The sequence below is a fragment of the Natrarchaeobius chitinivorans genome, assembly GCF_003841505.1.
Classification (GTDB): domain Archaea; phylum Halobacteriota; class Halobacteria; order Halobacteriales; family Natrialbaceae; genus Natrarchaeobius; species Natrarchaeobius chitinivorans.
Genome location: NZ_REGA01000010.1, coordinates 62,247 through 84,336, shown reverse-complemented (window position 1 = coordinate 84,336; position 22,090 = coordinate 62,247). Strand labels below are relative to the sequence as shown.

General features: G+C 59.7%; 11 protein-coding genes. 8 read left to right on the top strand and 3 right to left on the bottom strand.

The window, feature by feature from the left end; all coding sequences use genetic code 11:
- Nucleotides 1-708: 708 nt before the first annotated feature.
- The 8 genes from EA473_RS12310 to EA473_RS12275 all read left to right on the top strand — a co-directional run bounded on the left by EA473_RS12310 (nucleotide 709) and on the right by EA473_RS12275 (nucleotide 17,251).
- Nucleotides 709-9,060 (top strand): right-handed parallel beta-helix repeat-containing protein, encoded by an 8,352-nt coding sequence (locus tag EA473_RS12310; protein ID WP_165875277.1) that lies wholly within the window; start codon nucleotides 709-711, stop codon nucleotides 9,058-9,060.
- A gap of 222 nt (nucleotides 9,061-9,282) precedes the next feature.
- Entirely contained in the window at nucleotides 9,283-9,447 is a 165-nt protein-coding gene (locus EA473_RS12305; protein WP_124195959.1) for a cytochrome oxidase, read from the top strand.
- Nucleotides 9,444-10,229 carry a cytochrome c oxidase subunit II gene (locus tag EA473_RS12300; protein WP_124195958.1) on the top strand — a complete coding sequence of 262 codons (786 nt, stop codon included), beginning with the start codon at nucleotides 9,444-9,446 and terminating at the stop codon, nucleotides 10,227-10,229. Before EA473_RS12305 ends, EA473_RS12300 begins: the two co-directional genes overlap by 4 nt.
- On the top strand, nucleotides 10,226-11,980 hold the full coding sequence (locus tag EA473_RS12295) for a b(o/a)3-type cytochrome-c oxidase subunit 1 (RefSeq protein WP_124195957.1): 1,755 nt from the start codon (nucleotides 10,226-10,228) through the stop codon (nucleotides 11,978-11,980). The genes EA473_RS12300 and EA473_RS12295 overlap by 4 nt, the downstream gene beginning before the upstream one ends.
- A complete protein-coding gene (locus EA473_RS12290; protein ID WP_124195956.1) occupies nucleotides 11,980-12,174 on the top strand; it encodes a CbaC protein in 195 nt (64 codons plus the stop codon). The genes EA473_RS12295 and EA473_RS12290 overlap by 1 nt, the downstream gene beginning before the upstream one ends.
- Nucleotides 12,175-12,215: 41 nt before the next feature.
- Entirely contained in the window at nucleotides 12,216-12,413 is a 198-nt protein-coding gene (locus tag EA473_RS12285) for a cytochrome-ba3 oxidase subunit (RefSeq protein WP_124195955.1), read from the top strand.
- 918 nt (nucleotides 12,414-13,331) lie between these two features.
- On the top strand, nucleotides 13,332-14,948 hold the full coding sequence (locus tag EA473_RS12280) for a gamma-glutamyltransferase family protein (protein ID WP_124195954.1): 1,617 nt from the start codon (nucleotides 13,332-13,334) through the stop codon (nucleotides 14,946-14,948).
- A gap of 641 nt (nucleotides 14,949-15,589) precedes the next feature.
- Nucleotides 15,590-17,251 (top strand): aldehyde ferredoxin oxidoreductase C-terminal domain-containing protein, encoded by a 1,662-nt coding sequence (locus tag EA473_RS12275; protein ID WP_124195953.1) that lies wholly within the window; start codon nucleotides 15,590-15,592, stop codon nucleotides 17,249-17,251.
- Nucleotides 17,252-18,071: 820 nt separating this feature from the next.
- Here the strand turns inward: EA473_RS12275 and EA473_RS12270 are convergent.
- The 3 genes from EA473_RS12270 to EA473_RS12260 are packed head-to-tail and all read right to left on the bottom strand — an operon-like array spanning nucleotide 18,072 to nucleotide 22,077.
- Nucleotides 18,072-20,219 (bottom strand): ABC transporter ATP-binding protein, encoded by a 2,148-nt coding sequence (locus EA473_RS12270; RefSeq protein ID WP_124195952.1) that lies wholly within the window; start codon nucleotides 20,217-20,219, stop codon nucleotides 18,072-18,074.
- Nucleotides 20,216-21,127, bottom strand: a complete 912-nt coding sequence (locus EA473_RS12265) for an ABC transporter permease (protein WP_124195951.1) — start codon at nucleotides 21,125-21,127, stop codon at nucleotides 20,216-20,218. Before EA473_RS12265 ends, EA473_RS12270 begins: the two co-directional genes overlap by 4 nt.
- 2 nt (nucleotides 21,128-21,129) lie before the next feature.
- Nucleotides 21,130-22,077 (bottom strand): ABC transporter permease, encoded by a 948-nt coding sequence (locus tag EA473_RS12260; RefSeq protein ID WP_124195950.1) that lies wholly within the window; start codon nucleotides 22,075-22,077, stop codon nucleotides 21,130-21,132.
- Nucleotides 22,078-22,090 lie beyond the last annotated feature (13 nt).

Below are 22,090 nucleotides of genomic sequence, written 5' to 3'. Positions count from 1 at the left end.
GTTCCTGAACGGGTCCGTCTCGACTGCGTCCAGAGGGACGCACCGCGGGACGGCGGTACTCACACGGTGACGAATTACAGTTCGTTTGAGGCGACCCCGCTCAGATATGCGATGGTTCGCCGGGTCAGTGGCGATGCGGCGCGGATCAGTGTCATATCGTCGGGAAAGGCCAGAGCCCATGACCACGATCACCGATCGGGCAGTCGAACTCATCCACATCGGGACCACGACGAGTAAAACCGGTTTCCACACGAGTTCGGGAACTGCCGTGACAGTAAGTTGATCGCAGCCACTTTCCAGCCGGTAGAGACCAGTACCAACGACGAATACCAGAACATCGGTGACTTCGTCAAGTCGCGCAAAGCCGTACACCCTGGTCTCGAGGATTTCAACTAAGGAGGACTCTGTCCACACTCCTATAACGCATCGATGTTCCGCCGCGTCAAACTCGCTGAGCAGGTCTGTGATTAGTTGGACCATCGAGATATACGACTTTCCCGCACCTTAGCCCGGTTCGGCAAGACACCGTCCGACGATTCTGAGATTACCTTGAGGTAACCTTCTAACTTACTTGAAGGTTGCCTTACACTTATTGACACATGATATATCGGTTATAAGCATGTTAATGAATTTGGTACAGTTCAATTTTGTAACTAGAAAATGTGAACGGTACGACACTGGGTAGGGTGACCGATGGGGGAGTGTAAGATGACGGAAACGCTCGGAAAAAGTGCGGACGCACCAGCGCTGGGTAACGGGCTGAAACGTCGGTCTGCAGTCATAATAGCGGTGCTAGTCGCCGTCTCGATGGCAGCGTTCGTCGTCGCCACTCCGGTAGCCGCAACGGCCAGTGAGATCACCGTCTCCGACGGCGAGTCGATCCAGGACGCCGTCGACGAGGCAGAACCGGGGGATACGATTGTTGTTGAGGACGGAAACTACGAGGAAGAGGTGATTATCGACGTCGAAGATATCTCAATTGTCGCCGCGGACGGGGCGTCACCCGTACTCGACGGTGGTGGGGACGATGGGTTGGAGACGGCAATCTCCATCGAGGATGCCAACGGAGTGACGATCGAAGGGTTCAACGTGAGCAACTACCTGGAAGACACTGCAATCGTCGTCCAGGATTCCGCTGGCGTGACGCTCTCCGACATGGACGTGATCGGTGGCTGGGGGAACAGCGGTGACGGAATCCACCTGGTGAACTCGCCGGACGCCGTCGTCGAGGACACCGTCGTCGACGAACACAACTACGGCGTCCTCGTTGAGACGTCCGACGGCACGCTGCTCGAGAACGTGACTGCCCTCGAGAACTCGGACGGCGTCGAGATCAGCGCAGAGAACGTGGTCGTCACGGAGAGCACGTTCGAGACGAACGGTGACGCGATCCGCGTCCGACCGGGCGCCGACGGCGCCGTCGTCGAGAACAGCACCTTCTACGACAACTACGGCAACGCCGTCTACGCCTACCAGGCCGCCGACCTCGAGGTCCGGAACAACACGGCGACCGACTCCCGCGACGAAGGATTCGACATCTACCAGTCGCCGGACGCCGTCGTGACCGAAAACGAAGTGACGAGCGACTACGCCGAGTACGGTGTGCTGATCCGGGATAACTCACACGGCGCGATCGTCGACGGGAACGACCTCTCGGAGAACGACGAGGAAGGAATCCTCGTCGAGGCTTCGAACGCGGTGACCATCATGGACAACGTCGTGGAGGGTAACGTTCCGGGCGTCGGCTCCCTCGACAATGGGATTCAGGTTAGGGCAAGCGAAGGGACGACGATCGTCGGAAACGAGATCCACGACAACGGCTATCGTGGAATCTACGTGAACGGGCGCTCGATCTGGGGATCCACCAGCGGCCCGAACGCAGACGTGATTGTCGAAGACAACAACGTGTCCGGACACGACGCCGCGGTTGATGTGTCGTTTTCGGCCAACGCGACGATCACTGGAAACGATCTTGAGTCGGGACTGGTACTGGACGGCGACCAGTTGGCACACTTCGATCACCCTGTCGAGGACAACACTGTCGACGGGGAACCGCTCTTCTTCGCGAACGGGGAGGATGACCCAGCGATTCCCGACGACATCGGCCAGATCATCGTCGTGAACTCGACGAACGTGGACGTGAGCGGCCACGAGTTCACTGACGTCGCCGCAGGGATCCAGATCGCCTACAGCGATCAGGTAACCGTCCACGACAACGACCTCACTAGAGGGGGGCACGACGACTTTCTGACCGACCGCGGTCAGATCAACTTCTGGGATGGAACTGATGTGACGGTCACCGAGAACACCATGCAGGACAGCGAGTGGATGGGCCTCGTCCTGTACGGCACGGAGGAGGCTGTGATCGACGGCAACGAGATCGACGCGCCGACGCGCTACGGTCTCTTCGCCGAGGGAACCGTCGACGTCGAGATCACGAACAACGACGTCACGAACGGAGTTGAGACCGACGGAATCAACATCGGAGAGGATGCCGACGACACCACGATTGCGGACAACGTCGTCACGGGCAACGAAGAGATGTCCGGGATTCAGGTCGAAGACGGCGACGCGACGATCACGGGGAACGAGGTTTCGAACAACGCCCGGGGGATCGCAATCTACGAGGCCGGTGACGTGACGATTTCGAACAACGTCGTGACCGACCACCACTGGGTTGGCATCGGGCCACGACATAGCACGGACACCAACGAACGGCTCGTCATCGAGTCGAACGAGGTGGCCCGAAACGGCCAGGGCATCGGCTCCGGGAACGCCGACGAGGACGTGACGATCCGGGACAACGTAATTTCCGAGAGCGAGGGCAACGGCATCGAGGCTCGGACTGGGTTGATCACGAACAACACCGTCACCGACGTTGAAGACAACGGTATCGAAGCACGATCTGGCGCCACGGTCGACGATAACACCATCCTCAACAGCGGAGAACACGGCATCTACGCGTGGGGAGGCGACCTGATGAACAACACCGTCACCGACAGCGGACTCGAAGGAATTTACATCGACGGGTTCGAGGACGACCAGGTTGTAAACAACTCGGTGTCCGGACACGACATCGATCTCAGGCTCGATGAATCGGCGAATGCGACCGTCGTCGGCAACGAGTTCGAGACTGGCGTCTTCTTGGATGTGTTCCGTGACGGCGTCGAATTCACCGACCACGCGTTCGAGGACAACCTGGTCGCCGGCGATCCGCTCGTGTACTTCCACGATGTCGACGATCCGAACGTACCGACGGACGCCGGCCAGGTCATCATCGCCAACTCGTCGAATGTGACCGCCGAGGACCTCACTCTCGATGATAGTGCTCCGACAATTCAGGTCATCTACAGCGAGAACGTAACCATCGCGGACAGTACGATCACCGCCCCGACGACCGATGGCCTGTACCTCGCGGAATCCGTGAATGTAACGCTCGATTCGGTCACGGTCGAGGGGGGAGACACAGGGGTTGCTACTGACGAGCTCGAGTCGATCGAAGTCACGAACTCGGTCCTCGTCGATAACGACGACTACGGCCTGGCCGTCGACCTGCGCGACGGGGTGCAGAACGCGACGATAACTGACAACACCATCGCCCGGAACGGCGTTGGTGTCGATCTGAACGCCTGGGGTGACCTCGACGGCATCGTCGTCACCGGAAACGCGTTCCAGGACAACGTCGAGGGGCTCGTTCTTCAGGATGAGACCGAGGACGTGACGATCGCCCAGAACAGCTTCGAGGGCAACGACTTCGCCTTCGTCAATGACTACTACCTGACGGCCGACGAGATGACCGTCACGGACAACTGGTGGGGTGCGGAGAGTGGGGCCAGCGGGGGCGTCACGGACGCCTGTACCGGCACGGTGGCCGACGGCGCTGGCGACGCAATCGACGACGACGGAGACAACAACGTCTGTTTCGATCCGTGGCTCAACGAGGACCCGATCGACGGCCCGTCCGCGTCGTTCACCGTCGATCCCGCCGACCCCGACGAGGGCGAGGAAATCACCTTCGACGCCAGCGGGTCGACAGCACCCGACGGCGACGTTACGGCCTACCACTGGGACTTCAACGGCGACGGCGAGATCAACGAAACCACCGCAGATCCGGAGACGGCACACGTCTTCGACACGCCCGGCACGTACGAGGTCGAACTGACGGTCGAAGACGAGAACGGGGTGACCGCGACGACGAACGAGACTGTCGAGGTGTACGGGCTCGATCCACTCGAGGCGATCTTCGAGTGGGAGCCACCCGCTCCGGAACCGAGCGAGGACGTGACCTTCGACGCCGAGAACTCGACGGCACCCACCGGCGACGTCGACACCTACCACTGGGACTTCGGGGACGGAACGACCGAGACGACGTCGAGCCCCGAGATCACTCACCAGTACACCGAGGACGGCAGCTACGCGGTGGAACTCGAAATCGAGACCGAAAGCGGCGAGACGAACGCGACGACTGCGACGATCCACGTCGCCGTAGAGGGCGAGGCGATCTGGACCGAAACGGTCGACGAGCGCTTCGACGACAACGCGCCGACGGTCGTCGACGGGATGGCGTACATCTCCGACTTCCAGGGGACGGTGTACGCGATCGACGTCGACACCGGCGACGTCGAGTGGGAGTTCGAACGGGACTACGACGGCACCGACGAAGCGCCGACCGTCGTCGACGGCGTCGTCTACGTCGCGGGCGGGACTTCACTGATCGGTGATTCGGGGACCCTCTACGCGATCGACGCCGAAACCGGCGACGAGCGCTGGAACGAGACGATGACGCGACCGCCCCGAGGATCGACGGTCGTCGGGGACACCGTCTACGTGTCGACCGGGCCCGACTTCGATCACAATAACGGCTACGTCCTCGCGTTCGACGCCACGGACGGCGAAGCACTGTGGGAGTACGAGACCACGGGCCAGACGCGAGGTGCGCCGACCGTCGCCGACGGGACGGTCTTCATCGGTGACAGAGTCGGGACGGTGTACGCACTCGGAGCCGCCGACGGCACCGAAAAGTGGACGTTCCAGTCCGACTCCGGCACGAACATCCCGACCTCTCCGACGGTTGACGACGGGACGGTGTACGTCCCCGTTGACAACGTCGTCCCCGAGTTCGGCGGGGACGTGACGCGCTGGACCACCGAGGTCCACGCCCTCGACGCCGAGACCGGCGCGGAGATATGGGACGAGCCCTTCGGCGACGACTACGAGGGTGCCGGAATCACCGCCGCACCGACCGTTCACGACGGCACGATATACGTCCCCGGTGGCGACAGCGAGCTGTTCGCGATCGACGCCGATGACGGCAGTGAGGCGTGGCGGTTCGACTCGTCCAGCATGATTCGATCGTCGCCCACCGTCGTCCACGCACCCGACGACGTCGACAAGGTCCACGCGGACGACGCGCTCGTCTTCGTCGGCACCGGCGACGGAACTGTCTACGCAATCGGGGACGCCTCGAGCGCCGTCCACTGGGTATACGATGCCGGGGATCGAGCAGATTCATCGCCGACGGCCGCCGACGGTGTGGTCTACGTCGCCGGAAACGAACCCGACTTCGACGGGACACTCCACGCGATCGACGCGGGTGTCGGCGGTTCGAGTTCCGACTCGCGGATCCGGCTGGCGACGTTCGGACACAACGAGGCGCTTTATCCCCAGTTCCTCGTCGAGGTCACCGACTCGAATGCACCAGTTCTTGAGGGCGAGACCCTGGAGGTCGAGGTGACGGTACACAACGTGGGTGGCGAAGGGACCCAGGAGGTCGAACTGGTCGGCCTCGACGGATCCGTCGAAGACACGGTCGAACTCACGCTCGAACGCCACGAGACCGAGACGGTCACACTCACGAACCCGACCGCCGAGGACGACGCAGACTACGGTGACATCACCGTACGGACCGAGGACAACGCGGACGAAAAAGAGATCGCGATCCAGCAAGAAGTCGCACTCGACGGCTGTACCGACATCGACACACCGGGCGTCTACACGATCGTTAGTGGACAGACCAGTTCGTCGACCTGCATCACGATCACCTCGAGCTACGTCGAACTCGACGGGCAGGGAATCTATCTCGCTGGAGGCGGCGGGATGGACGACGGTGCGCACGGCATCCACGTCGACGGGACCGACGGCCAGTTGACGAACGTCGTGATCAACGACGTCCACCTCGAAAGCTGGTCCTCGTTCCAAGTCGACAACGCCGGGATTCGCGTGCAGAACGTCACCGACAGCGAGATCACGAACTCCACGAGCATCGACGGCTACTACGGCATCTGGGCCAACGACCTCACGAACTCCACGATCCACGGGAACGACCTAAGTGGGAACAATTGGTACGGCGCGTACCTCTACGACTCGCCCGGGAACGTGATTACGGACAACGAGATGACGGGGGCGTACTACGGTCTTCATCTAGCGTCGGGCAGCGACGACGCTGTCGTCGAGGACAACGTCATCGTCGCGAACAACTACGGGTTGCTCCTCACTGGCGTCTCCGGCGTCGAAGTCGCCGACATCGATGCTCGCTACAACCGTGGCGACGTGCAGGCACCGTGGGATCTCCCGGACTTCTACGCGTCGGACAGTGGCCCCACTGTCGTCGAGAACTACACGGTAAGCGCACCCTCGGAAGTGACCGTCAACGACGTTACTGGCGACTCCGTCGATGACGGGGTCGTCTACGCCAGCGACGAGGTCGAGTTCGAGTTCACCGCGACTCCAGCATCGGAGTTCATCGTCTCCTTCGGGGCACAGAACGTGGATCTGGAGGCGACCCACGCTCCAGCCGAGAACCCCAACGCCCACTCGCTCGGTACGTACATCGACGTGCAAGAGGAGTCCGGCACTCCCTCGTACCTGAACCTCTCCGTGCACTACGATGAGGCCCACCTCGACGGGGCCGATCCGACCGACCTCTCGCTGTGGCGCTACGACCACGCCGATGAAACGTGGGAGGAGTTGGAAGACTCGTCGGTCGACACCGACAACGAGGTCGTGACAACCGACCTCACCGAGTTCGGAACGATCGGCCTGTTCGTCGAGGAACCAGGCGACGCCGAACCGGGCGTTCCGGCGACCGAGGAGATCAGCGATCTGACCGTGATCGTCCACGGGGACAACGCCTGGCAGAACCTCGAGGAGTCCGCAACCCACCTCAGTGGGACCAAATGGAACGCAACGGTCGACGTCGACGACCTCCCGAGCGGCGACACGTACGACCTCTGGATGGACCTCGAGAACGAGTTCGACGCGACGTACTCGATCAACATCGACAAGGATCTCGAGGAGGTCGAAGTGCTCGGTGAAAAACCCGATGTATCGATCACGGCGGTCGACTCCCACACCGCAGACGAGGGAACGATGTACGCCAGCGAGGACGTCACGGTCACGATCGAGGCCAGCGCTGACGACGGCCGCGACGTCGACACCGTCGACCTCGAGATCCACTCGCTCGCGACCACGTGGAGTCACGACGTCGCGGCGAGCCACGACGGCGGCGAGACGTGGACAGCCACGATCGATCTCGAGGACGTCCCGGACGACGCGCCGTACGAGCTCTCCGCCCGGGCGACCGACGAGGCCGGTCTCGATAACGAGACCGAGGTCGACGAGACGCTCGTGATCGACCGCGAGTCGCCGTCGCTGACCGGCGCGATCGAGGACGTCGACGGCGAGGCGGCCACCATCGAGATTCGTAGCGATACCGACCTCGAGGGCGCGCCGACCGCCTCCGTCACCGGTCCCGACGGATCGACTACGGAGCCGACGGTCCAGTCCGATGGCGACCACTGGAACGCCACGATCGATCTCGATTCTGCCGGCGAGTACGACGTGACGATCGAGGGAACGGATCTGGCGGGCAACGACGGGACTGCAACCACGGCAGTGACCGCGGACACCGAGTTCGCGACCGACAATCGAACGGGCGTACTCCACAACGAGGAGACGGGAACGTTCATCGAGTTCGAGACGGAATCCGACCTGCAGGACGGGTTCGCCGCCGTCTCCGAGAACGAGGACGCCTACGAGAAACTCGAGGACGACCTGCTCGGTGCCGGGTTCCTCACTGCGATGCTCGGCGACGACCTCGAGGCGAACCTCACGAGCGCGACGATCCACGTCCCCGCCGACGTCTCGGACGTCGATGGTGTCGACGACCCCGAAGCGGTCGACATCACACACTACAACGGATCGACCGACGAATGGGAGACAGTCGAAACGACCGTCGAGACGATTGCGGATGATACGATCGGCGTCAACGGCGAGTACTGGGTCGCCGAAGTCGAAGAGTTCTCGACCTACGGCGCGATCGCGACCGACGATGAACCGCCGGAGCTGCTCGCCACGACGCCCGATGACGGCGAGACGCTCGAGCACGGCTCCGACGACGTAACTCTCGAGTTCGAGTACGACGACGACGGGTCGGGAGTCGACGTCGGTGCGGTCGAACTGGTCGTCGACGGTTCGGACGTCTCCGACGACCCGGCGACGGCAATTACGTCGACCAGCGCGTCACACGAGATGGACGTCGTGGACGGAGAGAGTTACACCGCAGCCGTGACTCTGGCGGACGAAGCCGGAAACGTGGAAACGTACGACCTCACGTTCGCTGTCGACGATGGGTCCACCGGTGATGATAGCGGTTCCGGCGTGCCAGACGAGAACGGCGACGACGATGGCGATACGGAGGACGGCGGTACTGGCGGCTCCGATACCGATACCAGCCCCGGCGATACTGATTCCGACGACGACCCGGATTCTGACGACGGCTCTGATGCTGACGACGACCCTGATGCTGACGGCGACGACTCTGATGCTGACGCTGACGACTCCGATAGTGACACGGGCGACAGTGACTCCGATAGCGACCCAGCCGACGGAGACACTGACGGCTCTGAGACCGGCACAGACGACAGCGACCCCGACGCTTCGGCTACCGGCACAGACGACAGCGGCGAGGATGACACGGTACCAGGATTCACAGGCGTCTCCGGCTTGCTGGCGCTGTTACTTGCGACCAGTCTGCTCTGGTACAGTCGCACCGATCGGTAGGGTCCCGCCGGTTCTCGTCTCTACTCATACGGATTGTTGCCGGGCGGTAGCGGTGCAATCGCGACCGTCCTGGGGTCCCACCGGTAAGTCGTACCGACAGACCGTATCAATGAGTCCGATGTGATCCGTTCCACCGAGTGCAAAATCACGTACACATACGCCCTCGTCCTCGAGGACGCCCCCTGTGAGTTTTATTACGGCGTTCGTGGTGGTGAGATCGGTATGAGCGATGCAAGCGCTACTCGAGAGATCGGCCACGACGAGTTCGATCCGTGGGGAACGCTCGCGCTGATCGCGCTGTACTTCCTCGTCCTCGTGTTGATGTGGCTGTTCACGTACTTCGTCGAGTTCGTCGGAAACGAGCCGACGCCGATGATCGTCCTATGAACATACACACGTACGAACGACTGTGGATCGTCGGCGCGATGGTGTTGATCGTCGGCTTCATTGCGACGATCACGTACGGATCCGTCGGTCTCGGGATCACGATGATTGACGACGAAGAGGAGACGCTCGCTCCCGACGAGATCGGCGAGGACGAACGGTTCGCCGATCCCCGCGTCGAACAGGTCGGCGAAGACGAGTACGCGGCCTACGTCGTCGCCCAGACGTTCGTGTTCCAGCCCGATCCGATCGAGATTCCGGCGGACAGCGAGGTGACGTTTTACGTCACGAGTCGCGACGTCATTCACAGCTTCACCGTCGTGGGAACGAACACGAACACGATGGTCATCCCCGGCGAGGTGGCGACGATGACCGTCGAGTTCGACGAACCCGGCGAGTACGGCGTCATCTGCAACGAGTACTGCGGGGCCGGCCACCACGACATGGAAGGCGAACTGACCGTCGTCGAGGCCGAGGAGTTCGACCTGACGGATCTCGCCGTCGACGCGCCCGACGAGGTCGAACCGGGCGAGGAGGTCGAACTGACCGCGACGGTCGAAAACGGCCTGCTCGAGGAGGTCGAGACGACGCTCACCGTCGAAATCGGCGAGGAAACGATCGAAGAGGAGGTCGTCGTCGAGGGCGGAACGAGCGAGGAGATCACGACGAGCGTCGACGCAGACGACCTCGGCGAGGGCGATCACGACTGGACCGTCGAGGTCGACGACGAGTCCGACGGCGGGACGGTCACCGTCGGGACCGACGACGGAGGTGACGAGTCGTGAGTGAGCTGTTCGTCGAGAAGTATCCCGAGCAGGCGCGGCTGATACGTCTCGCGTTTACCGCGTCGTTTATCGCACTCGGCGTCGGCGCGGTCTTCGGACTCCTCCAGGCCCTCCACCGGACCGATATACTCCGGATCGTCGAATCGCCGACGTACTACACGCTGTTGACCGGACACGGCGTCTTCCTGGTCGTCACGTTCACGATATTCTTTCTCGTCGGGCTCTACCAGTGGGCGGTCACCGACAGCTTAGACCGGGGTCCCGTCGATCCGCGCGTCACCTGGACGTGGTACGGTCTCATGTCGGCCGGGACGATCATCACGGCCGTCACCATTCTCGCCGGCTTTCTCGGCGATCCGCCGGAGGTCCTCGGGTCGGAACTGAGTGCCGACGTGCTCTTTACGTTCTACGCCCCGTTGCAGGCGAATCCGCTGTTTTACGTCGGACTCGTCGTCTTCGTCGTCGGAACGTGGCTCGCGGGGGCGGACTGGTTCCGGACCTGGCTCGCCTGGTCGCGTGACAACCCGGACGAGCGCATCCCGTTGCCCACGTTCATGGTGTTGACGACGATGATCATGTGGTATATCTCCTCGATCGGCGTGGCGATCGCGATTCTTGCGTTTATCCTGCCGTGGTCGCTCGCCCTCACCGAGAGCCTCAATCCGACGTTGACGCGGACGCTGTTCTGGTACTTCGGCCACGCGTTCGTCTACTTCTGGCTGCTTCCCGCCTATCTCCTCTGGTACATCGTGTTACCGAAGCTCTCGGGCGGCCGGCTGTTCAGCGACCCGCTCGCTCGGGTGGTGTTCATCCTCTTCGTCTTGCTCTCGACGCCGGTCGGGATCCACCACCAGTACCTCGATCCGGGGATTTCGGAGGGGTTCAAGTTCATCGCGATGACCAACACCATGTTCCTGTTGCTGCCGAGCCTGCTGACGGCGTTTACCGTCGTCGCCAGCATGGAACACGGGGCCCGCCAGCGGGGTGGCGAGGGCACGTTCAACTGGCTCCGTGCGCTGCCGTGGCGTGATCCGGCGTTTACGGGGATGGCACTCGCCGGGATCGTCTTCGCTTTTGGCGGCTTCACCGGGATCGTCAATGCCGGGATGAACATCAACTACCTCGTGCACAACTCGGTGTGGATCCCCGGCCACATCCACACCCAGGTCGGAACCGCCGTCGCGCTGACCCTCATGGCCGGCTCCTACTGGCTCGTGCCGCAGTTGACCGGAAATCGTCTCGTCAACCGACAGGCGGGCCTCGTCCAGGTCGTCCTCTGGTTTCTCGGCATCGTGTTCATGACGAACTCGATGTATCGCGCCGGACTGTTCGGTGTCCCGCGTCGAACCGCAGAGCCAGAGTACAGCTTCGAGTACGACATCGGCGTCGGCTCGATGGCGGAACTCAACGTCCAGCTCGCACTGGGTGGAACGCTGTTGTTCGTCTCGGCGATGCTCTTTCTGGGAATTATGCTGTTGACCGCGTTCAACGACGATACCGAACCGCTGGTCGACGGAACGATCCCACCAGCGCTGTCGGGACCGGAGGACTCGCCACCCGTCCTCGACAACCTTCGGCTGTGGATCGCCATCGCGCTCGTGCTCGTCGTGATCGCTTACATCATACCGCTTGCGAGCATCGTCGATCGGGGCGGTCTCTTCGGTCCGGACATCGGGCCGTTTCCCGTCTTCGTCCAGATTACCGACGCGATCCCGACCGTCTTTTACTCTCTCGGGGCGTTGATCGCCTGATGCGCATCTCCCCGCCCCGACTCTTGCTCATCGTCGCGTTCGTCCTCGTCGTCTTCCTCGAGGCCCGGACCGTCCTCGCGTTCTTCGGCGTTGCCGTCTCACCTCTCGAATCCGCAATCGCCGCGGTCGCCGTCATCGCCGTGTTGGTCTACTGGGGGACCCGACCGGTCGACGAGGAACCGACCGAGGAGTGACGACGTCATCCCGTTAAGTCCCTGCGAGACGTAATCCACCTATGCTCGAGTCGCTCACACCCCGGTATGCGGCCGCGGTCGGACTGCTCGCACTCGTGCCGACGATCGTCTACGGCGTCGTCCACCCAGGGCTCAGCGGGTTCGTCGCGGCCCTGAACGTCGTCCTGATCTTTCTCGCGCTCGCCATCGCGTTGTCGCCGATCGGCGAAGCCGACCACGGCCCCGACTCGACGGCCTAACGTGTTGTTCTGAAGGACATGTTTTAATGGAAATTGAAACGGTTCACACGACCGCTCGGCAAGTATAGTCAATTTGTCACGGCTACTTTTAGTTGACCTTGTCTAGGCGGGACCGATCATTTCAGCATCTTCGCAGACATATGTCAATTGGTATATTGGTTTGTTAATTGGAGGCCATAGTAGTGTATGGGTTAAACAACTCTTCTTTGGATACTGACCCGACTTCCCACTTCACAACTTATGGGAACACTCGACACGTGTCTTGAGAGGGGAAATTACTATTCGATTAGACATTGGTAGACGTAGTTGAGTTGATTGATCGACTCGAATCGAGATAGTGTAGTTAGATGACCGTAGCCATTGACGAAAAACATAGCCCCGGAAAGATAGCAATTCCCGGTCAGTCTGGGACGAATGTGGCAACTTGATCAGACCCCCGTCTTCGAAGACTGCAGCATCAAGAATACCCCACGAACCACATAATATTGTATAATACTTGCAATTCTATTTGTCGTTATAAATGTAATATATCGCCAATATCGATTCTATATGGTGAATTCATCGAATGGCCTGGAACGCAGTCAGCCAGCCGAAGTATCCACGGAAAGATGCTTGGTGAGTACATTATACGTGAAACGAGCGGAGAAATACTTGTATCCCTCGAAGCGGACACCAGATTTCGTGAAAAGGACGGCGAACATCCTTACGGTTGGCAGTGTTCACTTACGCACCCACGATTCGTCAAATCACGACGTATAGATCATGCTCCCGTTAACTTCTCTCAGCCATTACTTCCAGCCGAACTGAATGTTGTGAGTTGGCGGGGACTATTTGAAGATAGGTCGTGATTGTGCAGTATACCACCTTTCCGATCGCCGTGGACCACACTTATTATGGGTCCAAGGAGTGTGTGTCTACATGGCAGGATCACCGGCTATCGATGTCTTCGAATCGCGACGGTCAACGGTTTACGGGACGCGGGGTGTCGTATCGACGAGTCAACCCCTCGCAGCGCAAGCAGGAATTCAGGCACTCCGGGACGGCGGGAACGCCTTCGACGCAGCGGTGACGACCGCGGCCACACTGGCCGTCGTCGAACCACACATGACCGGCATCGGAGGGGACGTCTTCGCGCTCTACCGGACCGCAGACGGCGACGTGGGCGGCATGCAAAGCGGCGGTCCCGCCCCACAGTCGGTCTCACTCGAGGAGCTCCGATCGACGATCTCGGCCGAATCCGACGACGGATCAGTCGAAATCGGTAGTCAGAGTCCACACGCTGTTACCGTCCCAGGTACGGTGCGCGGGTGGGACGCGCTCCTCGAGCGGTTCGGACGGCGGACGCTTAGTCCGGCGCTCGAACCGGCCATCGAGTACGCCACTGACGGCTACCCGGTTTCAGAAATCATCGCTTCGGACTGGGCGGCCAACGCCGACACCCTCGACGAACGAGCGAGGGAAACGTACCTGATCGACGGCCGACCGCCGAGGGCCGGCGAGTTTGTCACGCTTCCCGAACTGGGTGAGAGTCTGAAACGGATCGCCACGGACGGTGCGGACGTTTTCTACGAAGGCGAGATTGCCGACGAGATCGTTCGGACGATCAGGGACCTGGGTGGATTCCTCTCGGCAAAGGACCTCGCCGAGTTCGAACCCCGCTTCGTCGATCCCGTCAGCACGACCTACGGAGACGCCACGGTGTACGAATTACCGCCGCACAATCAGGGCTTGCTCGCCATCGAGGCACTAAACGTCGCGGACGAACTCGACGTGGATGCTCATTCCCCCAACTCTCCCGAGCGAGTTCACGGCCTCGTCGAATCCATGAAGGTGGCTTTCCGAGACGGCCACCACTACGTGACCGATCCCGATTTCGAGGAGATCCCGCCACTCGATTCGAAGGCCTATGCGGCACGTCGGGCAGACGCCATCGGAGACTCGGCAACGGAAAATCCGTCGATCGGGACACCCAATCCTGAGACCGAAGACGCTGATACCGTCCTTCTGACCGTGGCCGATAAGGCGGGAAACGTCGTCTCGTTTATAAACTCGGTGTTCGCGTCGTTCGGTAGCGGTATCGCCGCCGGTGACACCGGTATTCTGTTGCAAAACCGTGGGCGGTCGTTTTCCCTCGATCCGTCCGATCCAAACCGATTTGAACCCGGCAAACAACCATTCCACACCCTGATCCCCGGTCTCGTGCGTCGAGATACTGACGACTGGACCGCGTTCGGTGTTATGGGCGGGTTCATGCAACCACAGGGGCACCTGCAGGTACTCTCGCATCTGCTCGATTCCGATGACTCGCTCCAACGGGCCTGCGATCGCCCCCGCTGGCGGTATCGCGAAGACGGAACGCTCTCCGTCGAATCGCGGATGGACCACACCCTCGTCGACGCCCTCCTAGACCGAGGTCACGACGTCCGCGTCGAACGATTATCGGCGTTCGGTGGGGCACAGATCGCTCGTTGGAACGACGGTGTCCTCTCGGGCGCAAGCGATCCCCGGAAGGACGGAACGACGATCGGGTTCTGACCCCATTTTTCCCACCACCTGTCGTCGAAGACCGACCAATCGAAGTTTTCCCACTCATATTGGTGGCTTTCTGAGACCAGTTTCGAGCAACCATCGAGTGCGTACTCTCGATCAGGATGTCTATTCTGAGACCGCCTTCAATCGGTTCGTCGTGAATCAGTGATGGGCAGTGTCAGCGGGAATTGACATGGCCGATTCGATGTCGTCTGACTTCGAGCCAGTCAAATTTTCTCCTCGGCGTCTGCCTATAGTAGCCACTGAAAGTCATCGCACACTCGATCGCCAGATAGATCGGTGATCGGTGTGCAAATCGTTTCAGTTGTTACTATAGTTCGAGATGTCACAACCCTCCTCTCGGCGAACGAACAGGCATGATCTCGTTCCAGTCGTCGAATTCGACGGCGAAAATACCGTCGACAGCCGCGGGATCACAGTTCCCTGATGGAAATCCGCCCACAATACCTCTGGTTTCGTATAATACATTCTCGTTGTGGCCGCGTTTTTATGGACGAAACCTGTAGCAGTACCTCAGTCCTGTAGCTGGGTTTTGAGCGACGTGCAGCGGTGAGACGGTGAAGGCGACAGATGCAAGAGAGGTGAACGCTGCACATGTTTAAGGTATGGGAGTCCCAAGCAGGAGTATGCTTCACGCAGTGGGCCCACTGCTCAGTATCGACGTCGACGACCGGACGGCTACAGAAACATCGATCGAAGGGCTGCTCGAATCGCTCGTGGGCGGCCGTGCGGTAGCGACGGCATTAGCACACGACCGCATACCGTTCAGTGCGGACCCGTTCGGTCCTGAGAACCGGGCATATATCTCGACGGGGCCACTCCAGCAGTCCACGATGTCGTTTACAGGTCGGATGAACATGACCGGTCTCTCGCCGCTTTCAAACGGACTCGTCTCGACGAACGCTGGCGGTTACCTTTCGCGGAACTTCACGGATACCGGCATTAGCGTACTCGAAGTCACTGGTGCGAGCGACGACCTTCTGGTGATCCACGTCACCGACGACGGCGTCGAATTCGAAACCGTCCCGGAACTCGAAGGTGCGCCAGTTCCCGAGGTGTCCGATTACATCGCGACCACCCGAGATTTAGGACCGGACAACTGCATCGCGATCGGCCCTGCGGGGGAGAATCTCGTCCGGTTCGCAAGCGTGATGACCTTTGATTCTCGGGCATTCGGTCGTGGCGGACTCGGTGCCGTCCTCGGATCGAAAAATGTGAAGTGCATCACCTTCGAGGGGAACTCGCCGCCGTCGATCGAGATTCCGAACCCACCCGAAAGCGATGTTCACCGAGAGGCGGCGACGTCCGACGATCGGATGCGGCGGCAAGGGACGACGGGCGGAACGGAGTCGATAAACGAAAATTTCTCGTTACCGACGCGTTACTTCGAGGAGTACGAGTTCGAGCATGCAGCTGATATCGGAGGCGACGCCGTTGAAGAGAAGAAGTACAAAAAGGGTGCGTGTTCGGCCTGTGCCTACGCGTGTAAGCTTCCGACGCGGGACGAAGCGACGGGTCTAGAGACAGAAGGGCCCGAATTCGAGACGGTCTACTCGTTCGGGTCGATGCAGGGAATCGGAGATATCGTCGACGTGATGCAGGCGAACGAACTGTGTGATCGCCTCGGAATGGACACCATCTCGGCCGGGGTTACCGTGGCGGCCTATCTCGCGAGCGAAGACGAGTTCGGCAACGCCGACCTAGCTCAAGAGATTACGCGGAAGATCGCCCACCGTGAGGAGGTCGGTGACCTGCTCGCTGAAGGCGTCCACCGCTGTCACGACCAACTCGGTGTAACCGATTACACTGTCAAGGGTCTGGAATTCGCCGCTCACGATGGCCGGGTTCTCCATGGTCAAGGACTCTCCTATGCAGTTGCGAACCGGGGCGCCGATCACATGTACGCCACGGTACTCAAACTAGAGTACAACGGTGACATCGATCCCCAAGGAACACTCGGCAAGGCCGATATTGTTGCCGAACGCGAGAACCGTAACGCCTTCCGTGATACCGGTATCGTCTGTGCGTTCGGCAGTGACTATCTGACTGATGACCGCCTCGAAACTCTATTCGACACCGACATGGAGACGCTGCTCGACATCGGGAGCAAAACGGTTACCCTCGAACGTCACTTCAACAACCAGCGTGGTTTCGACGAGGCCGACGACGACCTCCCATATGACCTGCCGAACTTGGAAGACGCCGTACAGGAGTACTACCAGGTCAGGGGCTGGAACGAGGACGGTACCGTCTCCGAGGATACCGTGACAGATGTCGCCGCGGACTGATACGGACCGATGTAGATCTTTACCGGTGTTCGCCGACCCCCTCCGAGCGATCACCGGTAAAACGATACACCGATCCGTATGAGACGCCATTGTGATGCCAAACACCACCAGTCTTACTTGTGTACTCGAGGACACCCACAGCGACGGTCGGCAGGACCGGCCTATGGTCTGACCAGTGCAGACGAATGCCGTCCGGTCGCTCACGAAGTCGCCACGGAACGCACCCGTAGACCGACTGTGTCGTCGCCACATCGACTGTCAGGACGTCCAATCTGTATCTGAGATGGTAATTTAGTGACAAGATCTTCGTTGGTTGCTGTTGATGACCAGGAACTCGATAGAACGTTCTTTCCCGCCGGACGACTACTACGGGGAATACCGCCAGCGCGTAAGTACCTGTAGTAGCCACTGCACGTCATCGGACACGTGATCGCCAGACGTATCTGCGATGGATGTGTCAATCGGTGCAATTGTTACGACAGCACAACAAGGGAATCCATTAAAGAATGGAGAGGACAGTTTCGAGTCTGACAAACCACCTGTCGCAAAAAAAAAACGTCCATCGATTTGACCGGCCTGGTGAAATTCTCACGGTGACTGCGACGTGCATCCACGGAACGTCATAGACTGCTGGCCCATGGTGGTTGAGCTTATGAAGTCCTTCTCCGAGGACACCCACAAACCGATGCGGGCAAATCCATCGTCGATTAGTATAAACCGATACGGTGTATTGGTGGCTCGGAACGGATAGAAATTGACGTGGGTGACCGCCTCACTATATGTGTACGGCAAAACGGGCCAGGGGAGGTCCACTCCGCTTTCAATCGGAATCTACCAGTTGATCCTTCGGGACCCCATAGGCTTCCTGTTCGGCGATGAGCGCATTGATCTCCGCGTGGTCCCTGTCGTCGTCGAACAGGTGACAGGTTATCGTGTGGTCCTCGCCGAACTGGTGGTCGGCGGGCACTACCGATTTGCACTCTTCCATAGCCCGTGGGCAGCGCGTGTGGAACCGACAGCCAGAGGGAGGATCGATCGGACTGGGTGGCGTACCGCGGGGCACGATCCGATCGGTCTCGGCTGACGGATCAAGCGGCGGAATCGAGGAGAGCAACATCTCCGTGTATGGGTGATGCGGTGGCGTGAATATATCGTCGGCGTCGCCACACTCGATTATCTCGCCCAAATACATAACTGCGATTCGATCGGCGATGTGCTGGACGACGTTCAGATCGTGCGCGATGAATACGTAAGTCAGGTTGAACTCCTCTTGCAGGTCCATCAAGAGATTGATAATCTTTGCCTGAATAGAGACATCCAGCGCGCTGACGGGTTCGTCCGCCACGATGAAATCAGGCTCGACCGCAAGCGCCCGTGCGATGCCGATTCGCTGTTTCTGGCCCCCGCTAAATGCGTGTGGTTTTCTGGACGCGTGTTCGGGTTTCAATCCGACGGAATCTAACAGTTCCTCAACACGCTCCCGACGGGCGACTTCGTCGGCGATGTTCTGGTGAATTTCGAGGGGACGACTGATGATCTCGTAGACGGATTTGCGCGGATTCAAACTCGAAACTGGATCCTGAAAGATCATCTGGATGTTCCCGCGCATCGACTTGAGTTTTCGCCGATCGAGCTCGGTTAGATCCGTGCCTGCGTACACCACCGTTCCCGCATCTGGTTCGTATAGGTGTGACAGCACGCGCCCGAGCGTCGTCTTCCCGCAACCGCTTTCGCCGACGAGTCCGAGTGTCTCGCCCTCGTAGATGTCTAAACTCACGTCGTCAACGGCGTGGACGTACTCGCGCTCACCGATCAGTCGATCGAGCCAGGACTGTGATTCGGGGTCGAAGTACTTCTGCAGGTTGCTCGCCTCGATCAATGGATCGGAGTCCGTTCTGCCCCGGTTCGGTATTTTCGGTTTCGGTGAACCCTCCTTCCCGTCGGCTTCAGTGGCCATTTCGGCCATCTCGCGGTCGAAATCGATCTCGTCGGTACGGAGACAGGCCGTACGCCGTTCCGTCGAACGATCATCTGGGGAGAGCGGATCGAGTGACGGGTCCACGTTGCGACAGTCCTCAGCGTCGTACGGACAGCGAGGGTGAAACGAACAGCCGTTCGGCGTCTTGAGCAAGTTTGGCATATCGCCCGGAATTGATTCCAGCCGTTCGCGAGCGTCGTTGAGTCGGGGAACCGCCTGCATCAGACCCATTGTGTACGGATGGCGTGGCTTGGCTACGATATCCTGGACGGGGCCTTCCTCGACGACTTCGCCAGCGTACATGACCCCAACGCGGTCGCACGTGCTTGCGACTACGCCCATGTTGTGGGTGATCAACAGCACGGTTATACCGTAGTTGTCCCTGAGATCGGATAGCAATTCGAGGATTTGAGCCTGAATCGTCACGTCCAGTGCTGTCGTCGGCTCGTCGGCAATGATGATATCCGGATCACACGACAACGCCATTGCGATGACTACCCGCTGGCACATCCCGCCGCTCAACTGGTGGGGATAAGAGTCGAATCGAGCCTCCGGGTCGGGGATCCCTACATCCGAAAGCAGCTGTATCGTACGTTCTCTGGCCTGCTTGTCGTTGAAGTCCTTGTGTCGCTGCAGTACGTCCGAAATCTGCGTCCCGATGGTGTACCCAGGGTTCAGCGCGGCCATCGCATTTTGAAAGATCATCGCGATCTCGTTGCCTCGTATGTCCCTGACCTCCGCCATCGGAAGTGTAAGCAGGTTCTCATCGTTGAAACGAACCGTACCATCGGTGATGTTCCCCGGCGGATCGATCAAACGCATTATCGACCGGCCGGTCACCGACTTGCCGGCTCCGCTCTCGCCAACGAGACCGTATATCTCACCCTGTTGCAACGAGAAGCTGACGCCATCGACTGCTTTAACCACGCCGCTATCCGTCTCGAACTGCGTATGTAAGTCCCTGACTTCTAAGATCGATTTCTTGCTCATATGTCTTGAGTCATGTTTACTTCGCCCTGCGGGTCAAGTACATCTCTGAGTGCGACACCCAAGAGCGTTAGCCCGAGCACCGTGAACATAATCGTCAACCCCGGAAAGACGCTTACCCAGGGGGCGATGCCGATGACACTCTGGCCTTCGCTGATCAACACCCCCCAAGTCACCTGCGGCGGTTGCGCGCTGAGCCCCAGATACGAGAGGCTTGCCTCCGATAGTATCGAGAACGCGAAAGTAATCGTCATTTGGACGATCACGACCGAGGTCAGGTTGGGTAACATCTCCCTGAACAGGATTCGCCAGTGGGATTCCCCGTAGGATTTCGCGGCAAGGACGTACTCCTCCTCGCGAATCGCCAGCGCGTTGCCTCGGACGATACGTGTCATTATCGGAGTGTAGGCGATGGCCAACGCGAGCACAGCCCGATTCAGTCCTGGCCCCAGTATGGCGATGATGACGAGCGCCAGCAGGATACCGGGAAACGCCAACAGCACGTCGACGGCTCGCATAATCGCCTCGTCGACCAGATCGGAGAAATACGCCGAAATGAGCCCGAAAATAATCCCGAGCGTCGTCGAGATGCCGACGACGACCACGGCAACGTAAAGGCTTACCCGGGCTCCGAGTATCGTTAGTGCGAAGATGTCCCTACCATAGCCGTCGGTTCCGAACGGATACTGGAGACTCGGACCGAGATATCGCTCCCCGCCTGCGACGGCCGATGGGTCCACGGTAAAGACTACCGGTCCCAAGACGGCTAGGATTCCGTATATCGCGACGATCGCTAACCCGATCTGTCCAAGACGATGGGCGGCAAGCTCTTTTAACATCGTCCAGTTTGGAGATAGCATCCTGACTACCTGCCGAGGCACGCTGAGTGATGTCGTGTGTTGCTCTACCATAATTAGTACCGTATTTTTGGATTCAAAACGCTGTATGTCAGGTCCACGACTAGGTTGACTAGGACGTACGTCGAGATCAACACGAGCAGTCCCATCTGGATGACCGGATAGTCACGGTTCAACAACCCGTCTAGGACTAACCGCCCGAGTCCCGGATACGAAAAGACCACTTCGATGATGACGACACCGCCGAGCACCCAGCCGAACTGAATGCCGAGGTTCGTCATGTAGGGGATCAACGCGTTTTTCAGCACGTATTTCCGTAGGATGGTTCCCTTGTAGTGGCCGAACGCGCGTGCGGTGAGCACGTACTCCTTGCCTCGCTGTTCGAGAATCTCCGATCTGAGAAATCGGGTGAGTACCGCCGCGTTGATCGTTCCGAGTGCGAACGCCGGCATGATCATGTGCGATACCGCCGCAACCGGATCTTCCATTGGGGAGACGTATCCTGACGCCGGCAAGACACCTAGGTAGCGTCCAAATACCAGCATAAGGATAATCCCTAACCAGAAACTCGGCACCGACATTCCGAACTGGGAGAAAAACAGCGCGGCGTAATCACGGCCGCTGTTCGGCTGTAAGGCCGCGAGGAGACCAAGCGGTAACGATATTATCACTCCAATTATAAGTGAGAAGATGGCCAGCTGGATGGATCTGGGAAACCGAATGAGGACCAGGTCGAACACCGGAATGTCGTTGATAAGGCTGTTCCCCCAGTTCCCAGTAAGGACGCCGGCGATCCAGTTCAGGTACTGTTCGTATATGGGGAGGTGTAAATCGAGTTGTACCCGAAGGGTGTCCACGGCCTCCTGGTCGGCCGTGGGGCCGAGAAAGACCCTGGCCGGGTCGCCCGGGATCAATCTGACGATCGAAAAGATCAGTATAGACGCTACGAAGAGAACGAAGACACTGATCAACAGGCGACGAACCGAATAGGTGATCCATCCCATAGCAACAGCCGTG

Excerpts from the sequence above, each read along its gene's own strand:
- EA473_RS12280 (WP_124195954.1), top strand. The coding sequence starts at position 13,332 with ATGGCAGGATCACCGGCTATCGATGTCTTCGAATCGCGACGGTCAACG.
- EA473_RS12275 (WP_124195953.1), top strand. The coding sequence starts at position 15,590 with ATGCTTCACGCAGTGGGCCCACTGCTCAGTATCGACGTCGACGACCGG.
- EA473_RS12265 (WP_124195951.1), bottom strand. The coding sequence starts at position 21,127 with ATGGTAGAGCAACACACGACATCACTCAGCGTGCCTCGGCAGGTAGTC.
- EA473_RS12285 (WP_124195955.1), top strand. The coding sequence starts at position 12,216 with ATGCTCGAGTCGCTCACACCCCGGTATGCGGCCGCGGTCGGACTGCTC.
- EA473_RS12310 (WP_165875277.1), top strand. The coding sequence starts at position 709 with ATGACGGAAACGCTCGGAAAAAGTGCGGACGCACCAGCGCTGGGTAAC.
- EA473_RS12305 (WP_124195959.1), top strand. The coding sequence starts at position 9,283 with ATGAGCGATGCAAGCGCTACTCGAGAGATCGGCCACGACGAGTTCGAT.
- EA473_RS12290 (WP_124195956.1), top strand. The coding sequence starts at position 11,980 with ATGCGCATCTCCCCGCCCCGACTCTTGCTCATCGTCGCGTTCGTCCTC.
- EA473_RS12270 (WP_124195952.1), bottom strand. The coding sequence starts at position 20,219 with ATGAGCAAGAAATCGATCTTAGAAGTCAGGGACTTACATACGCAGTTC.
- EA473_RS12260 (WP_124195950.1), bottom strand. The coding sequence starts at position 22,077 with ATGGGATGGATCACCTATTCGGTTCGTCGCCTGTTGATCAGTGTCTTC.
- EA473_RS12300 (WP_124195958.1), top strand. The coding sequence starts at position 9,444 with ATGAACATACACACGTACGAACGACTGTGGATCGTCGGCGCGATGGTG.